Genomic DNA, 7,489 nt, shown 5'->3' with positions numbered 1-7,489 from the left:
GGGGTGCGCCGGAGGCGGGGGCGCTGATCGTGCTGGGGGTGCCCAGGGCGACGGCCGCCGAACTGGCGGGGGCGGGGATCTCAGGAGGATTCGCGGTGATCCTGTGCTGATTCGTACTGACGAACTGTCCCGTCACCGGACAACCCTCCCGGATGGGGCGGTTGCGTGCCCTACTGCCGTAAGTTTCCGGGGAGTTCACACCCCTGGTGACTTTGACGGAGGACGGCGCACCCGTGAGCGAGACGAAGAAGGTCAGTCTGCTGGAGGGCTTCAAGGCCTTCCTGATGCGTGGCAACGTGATCGATCTGGCGGTGGCCGTCGTCATCGGCGCGGCGTTCACGAACATCGTGAACTCGATCGTCAAGGGGGTCATCAACCCGCTCGTCGGTGCGTTCGGCACCAAGGACCTGGAGCACTACAGCTCCTGCCTGAAGGGTCCGTGCACGACGGACCCCGCCACGGGCGAGGCGACGGAAGGCATCCGGATTCTGTGGGGCTCGGTGCTCAGCGCGACGCTCAGCTTTCTGATCACCGCTGCCGTCGTCTACTTCCTGATGGTCCTGCCGATGGCGAAGTACCTCGCCCGGCGGGCCGCGATGCAGGCGGCGAAGGAAGGCGTCCAGGAGACGCTGGAGGTGAGCGAGCTGGAGGTGCTGAAGGAGATCCGCGACGTTCTGGTCGCGCAGCGCGGGGGCGGCAGCAGCCCGGCCTAGGACGCTCTCGGGCGGGGCGGCGTCAGATGTGGTGCGGCGGCTTCTCGTCGAGGAAGCGCGCCAGATCCGCGGCGCCGCCGCCCGAGGGGGCCCGCTCGCCCCATCCCTGGTCCGTGTCGTCCGTGGACTGCTGGTCCAGCGGATCGTCGAAGACCAGCGCCGGCTTGGGCCTGGGCCGGTCCGGCGTGGGGGGCTCCGCATCGCGCGGTCCGGGGGCGGGGGCGGTACTCATGCCTCCAGGGTACGGCCGCTCGGCCCCGTCCGGCGGTCAGCGGTCCTTGGGATCGAGCACCCAGAGCCCGAGGACGACGAGGAACGACAGGCAGAGGAATCCGGCTCCCCACCAGGCGGTGCCGGTGTTGCCCTCCATCCACTCGTCGACGATGACCGTCAGCCCCCACAGCTGCCCGATGACGACGCTCATGGCCAGCACGAGGCGGGCGGTGAGCTTGGAGGACCGCTCGGGCTCCTGGTCGGTGCCGGCGCCGGGCCCGGGGCCGGTGTGCCGGACGCGGGGGTCGCCGTAGCCGCTGGTGGGACGGATCTGCGGGTAGCGCTCGTGGACGGGCCTGTTCAGCTCGGCCCGCGCACTGCCCGGGTGGTATTCGGGGTAGTGCGGGCCGGGGTGGTCCGGGGGGCCGGGGTACTGCGCGTCGGGAGAGGGCTGCGGGGAGCCGGGCGGCAGGCGGTCGTCGTCGCTCATGTCGGGCTCCCGGAAGTGTCGGTGGCTCCGGCTCCGGTACGGGTGCGTGTGCGGGACGGCCCCGGGGCGACGGGCCCGGGGGCCACCGTGCGGGCGGCTCCGGGTGCGGCGGGTGCCTCGGCACCGTCGCGGACGCCGGGACAGCCGAGCCGGGAGGCCAGGTCGGGGCGGTCCTCGCCGAACTGGCGGCACAGCCCGTGTTCGATGCTCTCGCCGGACCGGGTGGTGCCGACCGCCCAGATGCTGCCGTCGGTCTCCTCGGTGAGGACGACCTTCGGCAGTCCCCGGGGCGGCGGTCCTGCGGTGACCTCACCGCTGCGGGCGTCGAAGACGCCCTCGTGGCAGGGGCAGTACAGCTCGCCCTCGGTGCCCCGGTCCTTGCGCCAGAGCACGCCGCAGGCGAGGTGGGTGCAGATCGCGGAGTAGCCGACGAGCGTGCCGTCGTTGAGCCGGACGGCGACCGCGCGGTCCTCCTCGTCGGGATAGTCGAAGGCGATGGATTCGCCGGGAAGGAGCTGGGAGGCGATCTTCTTCGGTGCGGGGGCCTTGCCGTCCTCGTCGGGGTCGCCGTGGCGGGGCAGCATGCCGCCGGCGACGCCGAGGCCGCCGACGGCGAGCCCGCCGGAGACGGTGGCGACGATCCGCAGGTAGTCGCGGCGGGTGGTGAGGGAATCGGCGGCGATCCGGTCGTGCAGGGCCTCACGGGGGTCACCGGACGCCGGCTGTCCGGGCGCGCCGAAGGGCGTGCTGCCCGGGTCGCGGGGCGGGGGCTGCTTCGGGTCGCCGGGGGGCGGCGCGTCGGTCTCGGTCACCGTCGGACGTCCTTCCCGTTGATCTCGACGACGGGCAGGCCGCCGGGTACCGGCCACTGGACCCGGTCGGCGGGCACGACCATCGCGACGCCGGTGCGGACCTCGCTCTCGCCGAAGACGAACGAGTCGGCGACCTGGACGCCGGGGCGTTCGGCCTGGAGCTCTTCGGCGGTCCCGTAGAAGAGCGCGCCGGTCGGGCAGACGGTGGCGCACATGGGGGCGAGGCCGTAGGCGGTGCGGTCGTAGCAGAGGTTGCACTTCATCTGCAGCTTCGCCTGGAGGTCGATCTTCGGTACGCCGAAGGGGCAGGCGTTGACGCAGTTGGCACAGCCGATGCAGCGGGTGGTGTCGGCCTGCTGTACGACGCCGTCGGCGGTCACCAGGATCGCGTCGGCGGGGCACACCTCGGCACAGGGGGCGACGGGGTCCTCGCAGTGCATGCAGACCGTGGGAAGGGAGGCGACGGACTGGCCCTCGTCGGTGTAGTCGAGGTGGATCATGGATTTGCCGCGGTGCGAGTCGCATTCGCGGCAGGCGGAGACGCAGGCCTGGCAGCCGATGCAGCGCCCGGGGTCGATGAAGATCGTGCGGCCCATCATGCGGGCATCAGCTCCTCTCCGAGGTGCCGCGGCCCTGCGGGGAGGTGGGCGGCAGCGGGTCGGTGCGGGAGACCTGGGTCTCCGGGTAGGCGACGTGCCCGGGGGCGACCGGGGGTGCGGGGACCTCGTCGATCCGCTCGGCGTGCTCGATGCGGCAGGCGCACACCTTGTACTCGGGGATCTTGGAGCGGGGGTCGAGGGCGTCGATGGTGAGCGCGTTGGCGGCGGTGGGGACCGGCCAGTGGTACGGGACGAAGACGGTGTCGGGGCGGATCGCCTCGGTGACCAGGGCGGGGAAGACCTCGCTGCCGCGCCGGGTGACGACGCGGACGGGTTCGCCGTTGCGGAAGCCGTGCGAGGGGTGGACCTCGGCCCAGGGGCGGGGGGTCTGTTCGACGAGGGCTCCCAGGCGGCGGGTCTGGTTGCCGGAGAGGAAGTGGGCGACGGTACGCCCGGTGGTGAGCGTCATGGGGTGCTCGTCGTCGTACGGGTCCATCGGCGGATGCCACTCGACGACCTGAAGGTGGATCTTGCCGTCGGGGTGGTAGGTCCTGCCGTCCTCGAAGAGCCGGGGGGTGCCGGGGTGGTCGGTGGAGGGGCAGGGCCAGGAGATGCCGCCCGTCTCCTCCAGCCGTTCGTAGGTGATGCCGTAGTAGTCGTTGACGGTGCCGGCGGAGGCGATCCTCAGCTCGTCGAAGACCTGGCGGGAGTTGTCGAAGGCGAACTTGTCGCCGGCGCCGAGCCGTCGGGCGAGTTCGCACATCACCCAGGTGTCGGTGCGGACTCCCGGGGGCGGGTCCTGGGCCTTGTTGTGCTTGACCACGCGGGCCTCGGCGTTGGCCATGACGCCGTCGTCCTCGGCCCAGGTGGTGACGGGGAAGACGACGTGGGCGTTGGCGGCGGTCTCGGAAAGGAAGAAGTCGAATTGGGCGTGGAACTCAGTGGCGTCGTACCCCTCCTTGACGACCTTGTAGTTCGGCAGGGAGACGAAGGGGTTGTTGCAGATGCCGATCAGGCCGCGGATCTCGCGGCGTTGCATCTGCCAGACCATTTCCATCATCGAGGTTCCCGCGGGCGGGAGTTCGGACTCCTCGATGCCCCAGATCTCGCAGATCTGCCGGCGGTGCTCCGCGTTGTTGATGGAGCGGCCGCCGGGGAGGAGGTCGGACTTCTGGCCGTGCTCGCGGCCGCCCTGCCCGTTGCCCTGGCCGGTGATGGTGCCGTAGCCGGCGCCGGGTTTGCCGATGTTCCCGGTGGCGGTGCAGAGGTTGATCACGGTGAGGCAGTTCTCGACGCCCTGGGAGTGGTGTTCGATGCCCCGGGCGTGCCAGGCCATGGCCTTGGGGGCGCGGGCGAAGGTGCGGGCGACCTGGACGATCTGTTCGGCGGGGATGCCGCAGATCTCGGCGGCACGGGACGGCGGGTACTCGGCGGCCTTGGCCTTGACCTCCTCCCAGCCGGTGGCGTGGGCGGCGAGATAGGTCTCGTCGGTGAGGCCCTCCGCCACGACGACGTTCAGCACGGAGTTGAAGAACGCCGAGTCGGTGCCGGGCTTCAGGGCGACGTGGATGTCGGCGGTCCGGGCGATGGCCGTCTCGCGGGGGTCGACCACGATGAGGCTGGCGCCGCGATCCCGGGCACCCCACACGTACTGGGTCATCACGGGGAAGCACTCGCCGACGTTGGAGCCGGCGATGAGCAGGCAGTCGGTGAGGAGGATGTCGGAGAACGGGTTGCCGGCCCGGTCGATGTTGAAGGCCAGCTTGTTGGCGCCGGCGGCGCTGACCATGCAGAGGCGGCCGTTGTAGTCGACGTGCCGGGTCTTGAGGGCGACCCGGGCGAACTTGCCGACGAGGTACGTCTTCTCGGAGAACAGACTCGCCCCGCCGAGCATCCCGAAGGCGTCGTTCCCGTACGTCTGCTGGATGCGCCTGATCTCGGCGACGGTGAATTCGAGAGCCTCCTCCCAGGAGACCTCGCGGAAGTCCTCGTCGCGGGAGCGGCGCATGAGGGGGGCGGTGAGCCGGTCCGGGTGGTTGACCTGCTGATAGGCGTTGATGCCCTTGGGGCACAGGCGCATGCGGTTGATGTCGTGGTTGCGGGGTTCGACGCCGAAGACCTTGCCGCCTCGGTCGACGCGCAGATACATGCCGCACTGGACTCCGCAGAAGCAGCAGTGGGTGGGGACGAGGGTCTCGCCGTTCTGGTCGGCGTGCCACCGGTCGGCGGGGATACCGCCCGCGTCACGGAAGGCGCGGGTGCCCGGGGGTGCGAGAGAGGGGTCGATGGGGACGACCGCATGCGGTTCGGGCGTGCGCGAGTCCGCGGTCACTTGAAACCCTTCTTCACCTGGGAGAGGTAGGCGCTGCCGCGCAGCACCCGCTTGCAGCGCGGGCAGTACTCGGCCCACTCGTCGAAGCCGAGGCTGAGGTCGCGCATGGTGCCGCGGAGGTTGTCGACGTACGGGGTGGTGTCGATGGGTTCCTCGCAGCGGCGGCAGGCGAAGACCTCCTCGTCCTGCCGGCCGGTGTACTTGAACAGCTGCATGCCGACGGCGGCGGGCCGCTGGACGATGTGGAAGAACTTCCCGAACGGGATGTAGATGAGGGTGAAGACCACCGCGACCATGTGGAGGATCGCCAGGAACTCGTAGCCGCCGCCGTGCAGGAAGATCGAGGAGAAGGTGAGGAGCAGACCGGTCACCGAGATGACGATGAGCGCGATCAGCGGCACCAGGTCGTAGCCGAACCGCTGGCCCGTGACGGCCCCGCGGTCCTTCATCCGCCGCCACAGGAAGTAGGAGGCGCCGGGGATGACGAGGACGGCGGCGATGTCCAGGCCGTGGAACATCAGCCAGCCGAGGAAGTCCAGTGAGTCGAAGCCGAGGATCTTGAAGCCCCAGATACGCATCTCGTAGCCGGGTCCGGAGCCGGTGCCCGAGGTGAAGGTGAACCAGCCCCAGGTCAGTGGGAAGGTGATCAGCGAGGCGAGGATGCAGCCCCAGAAGATCAGCTGGTGGGCGGCCCAGCGGGCGTGGGAGCGGGCGCCGAGGAACTTCTGGAAGCCGAGGTAGGTGGCGATCATCTTCGGCAGCGCGGTGGGCGCCCGGCGGAAGTTGTCCATCGAGAAGAGGCTCCCCCAGCCCTTCTTGAACAGCCGCTTGGCGCCGGGTGCGGAGACCCAGACGGTGTACCGGTAGGCGACGCCGAAGGCGAGGAACACCGTGGCCACGGCATACGGCAGCAGCGCCGAGTCGAAGTGCTCCAGGAACCGGCTGCCGAGCACGATGGCCACGATCAGCAGGCAGGAGACGATGACGCCCGCCGCGGTCGCCCGCGCGGTGACGGACCGGGGGACGAGCCCCCCGGCGCGCGCCGAACCGCCCGGTGGAGGCCGGCCGCCGGCCCCGTCGGCGGACCCGGCACGCGCTCCGGGGGCGGGCTGCGCGGCTGCGCCTGCGGCTTCAGGTGGCTCGGTCACGCTGCCACGGTAGGGGGGTGGGGGGTGATTGGTCCTGTTTTGGGGGGGGTGGGGGGTGATTGGTCCTGTTTTGGGGGGCCAGGGGGTGAGCGAGTCGCGGGGGGTGCGGTGGGAGTGGGTGGGCGGAGGGGTGGGAGGGTGCCCCTATGTCTTTGGTCAAGGCATTGGGCCGTCCGCAAAGACTTTGGGGCGTCAGTGGTCCGGTGCGATAGTTGGCGCCGCGCGAGGCGAAGGGGCTTGTTCACTGCGGGGGGAACGGGTGGAGCGGATCACTGAGGACCAGGTCAACCGGCTGGTTCGGTTCGTGCGGGACCGTATCCCTGACTCGGCTTCGCTTCAAGGTGAAGCCCGCCGCGCGGCGACAGCCCTTTGTCTCGCCGCGGACAGGCAGATCTTCGCAGTGCGCTTTCATCGGACCGCTCCGCCCGCGGACGGGGCAACGACTGAGGTGGCAGCCGCCGCATGGAATCTTTTGGTCGCTCTCGCTGGAATCTGGCACGACCACCCTGAGTTCCCCGCTGATGCCGCCAAGGAGACGTTCGAGTTCGACTGCGATGCGCCTCTCTAGCAGGTCTCACGCCGCCGGTCGTAATCGGGCGCGAACAGCTCGGGCAGCACCTTGTCCAACGTCCCGGCCCATGCCCGCCTACCCCTACAGCTCGGCTCCACCCGCACCTACTGGCCTCCGGCCTTGACCAGGTACATAGGGACGCCCCCGGATCATGAGCAACGAGGGGGAAGTCATGCCGACCCGATGGCCGGAGGCCCCGTTGCGGAGCCACGAAATAGGTAACGGGGAAGCCCCCCAGGGCGGGGCCGGTCTTCGGCGGTACGTTGGCCGCGTACCCCCGCCCCACCCCCCGCCCCGCCCGAAGGAGCCCTCCGATGCCTCGTCAGGATGCCCTCACCGATGTCGCCGGGCTGCGCGTCGGGCACGCGCGGGTCGCCGGGAAGGGTGCGCTCACCGGCACCACTGTCGTGCTCGCACCCGAGGGCGGGGTTGTCGCGGCCGTCGATGTGCGGGGCGGCGGGCCGGGGACCCGGGAGACGGACGCGCTGGATCCGCGCAACCTGGTGCAGCGCATCGACGCGGTCGTCCTCACCGGCGGCAGCGCGTACGGGCTCGACGCGGCGTCCGGGGTGATGGCCTGGCTGGAGGAGCGGGGGCGCGGGGTGCGGGTG

Annotated in this window: 8 protein-coding genes; 2 read left to right on the top strand and 6 right to left on the bottom strand. The window is 70.6% G+C overall.

Features of this window, described 5'->3' with window-relative positions; all coding sequences use genetic code 11:
* Positions 1-233 precede the first annotated feature (233 nt).
* Complete coding sequence (gene mscL, locus EAO73_RS25385) at positions 234-713, top strand: large conductance mechanosensitive channel protein MscL (protein ID WP_147973905.1); 480 nt, start codon at positions 234-236, stop codon at positions 711-713.
* Positions 714-735: 22 nt separating this feature from the next.
* On the opposite strand, the gene EAO73_RS25380 is transcribed toward mscL, so the two are convergent.
* The 6 genes from EAO73_RS25380 to EAO73_RS25355 are packed head-to-tail and all read right to left on the bottom strand — an operon-like array spanning position 736 to position 6,307.
* Positions 736-945 carry a hypothetical protein gene (locus tag EAO73_RS25380; protein WP_147973904.1) on the bottom strand — a complete coding sequence of 70 codons (210 nt, stop codon included), beginning with the start codon at positions 943-945 and terminating at the stop codon, positions 736-738.
* A gap of 36 nt (positions 946-981) precedes the next feature.
* Positions 982-1,416 (bottom strand): hypothetical protein, encoded by a 435-nt coding sequence (locus EAO73_RS25375; protein ID WP_147973903.1) that lies wholly within the window; start codon positions 1,414-1,416, stop codon positions 982-984.
* Entirely contained in the window at positions 1,413-2,228 is an 816-nt protein-coding gene (locus tag EAO73_RS25370) for a ubiquinol-cytochrome c reductase iron-sulfur subunit (RefSeq protein WP_147973902.1), read from the bottom strand. The genes EAO73_RS25375 and EAO73_RS25370 overlap by 4 nt, the downstream gene beginning before the upstream one ends.
* Positions 2,225-2,827 (bottom strand): 4Fe-4S dicluster domain-containing protein, encoded by a 603-nt coding sequence (locus EAO73_RS25365; RefSeq protein ID WP_018104243.1) that lies wholly within the window; start codon positions 2,825-2,827, stop codon positions 2,225-2,227. The genes EAO73_RS25370 and EAO73_RS25365 overlap by 4 nt, the downstream gene beginning before the upstream one ends.
* Before the next feature lie 7 nt (positions 2,828-2,834).
* Positions 2,835-5,159, bottom strand: a complete 2,325-nt coding sequence (locus EAO73_RS25360; RefSeq protein WP_147973901.1) for a molybdopterin oxidoreductase family protein — start codon at positions 5,157-5,159, stop codon at positions 2,835-2,837.
* The gene (locus EAO73_RS25355) at positions 5,156-6,307 is read right to left on the bottom strand and encodes an MFS transporter (protein ID WP_147973900.1); all 1,152 of its coding nucleotides are present in this window, start codon (positions 6,305-6,307) and stop codon (positions 5,156-5,158) included. The genes EAO73_RS25360 and EAO73_RS25355 overlap by 4 nt, the downstream gene beginning before the upstream one ends.
* Positions 6,308-7,192: 885 nt before the next feature.
* Between EAO73_RS25355 and EAO73_RS25350 the strand changes: the two genes are divergently transcribed.
* On the top strand, positions 7,193-7,489 hold a 297-nt coding region (locus EAO73_RS25350; RefSeq protein WP_191134217.1), incomplete at its 3' end, for a P1 family peptidase.

The organism is Streptomyces sp. col6, from assembly GCF_008042035.1.
Taxonomy (GTDB): Bacteria; Actinomycetota; Actinomycetes; order Streptomycetales; family Streptomycetaceae; genus Streptomyces.
Note: the sequence above shows the minus strand (reverse complement) of the source record. Positions and strands in the feature narration are given on the sequence as shown.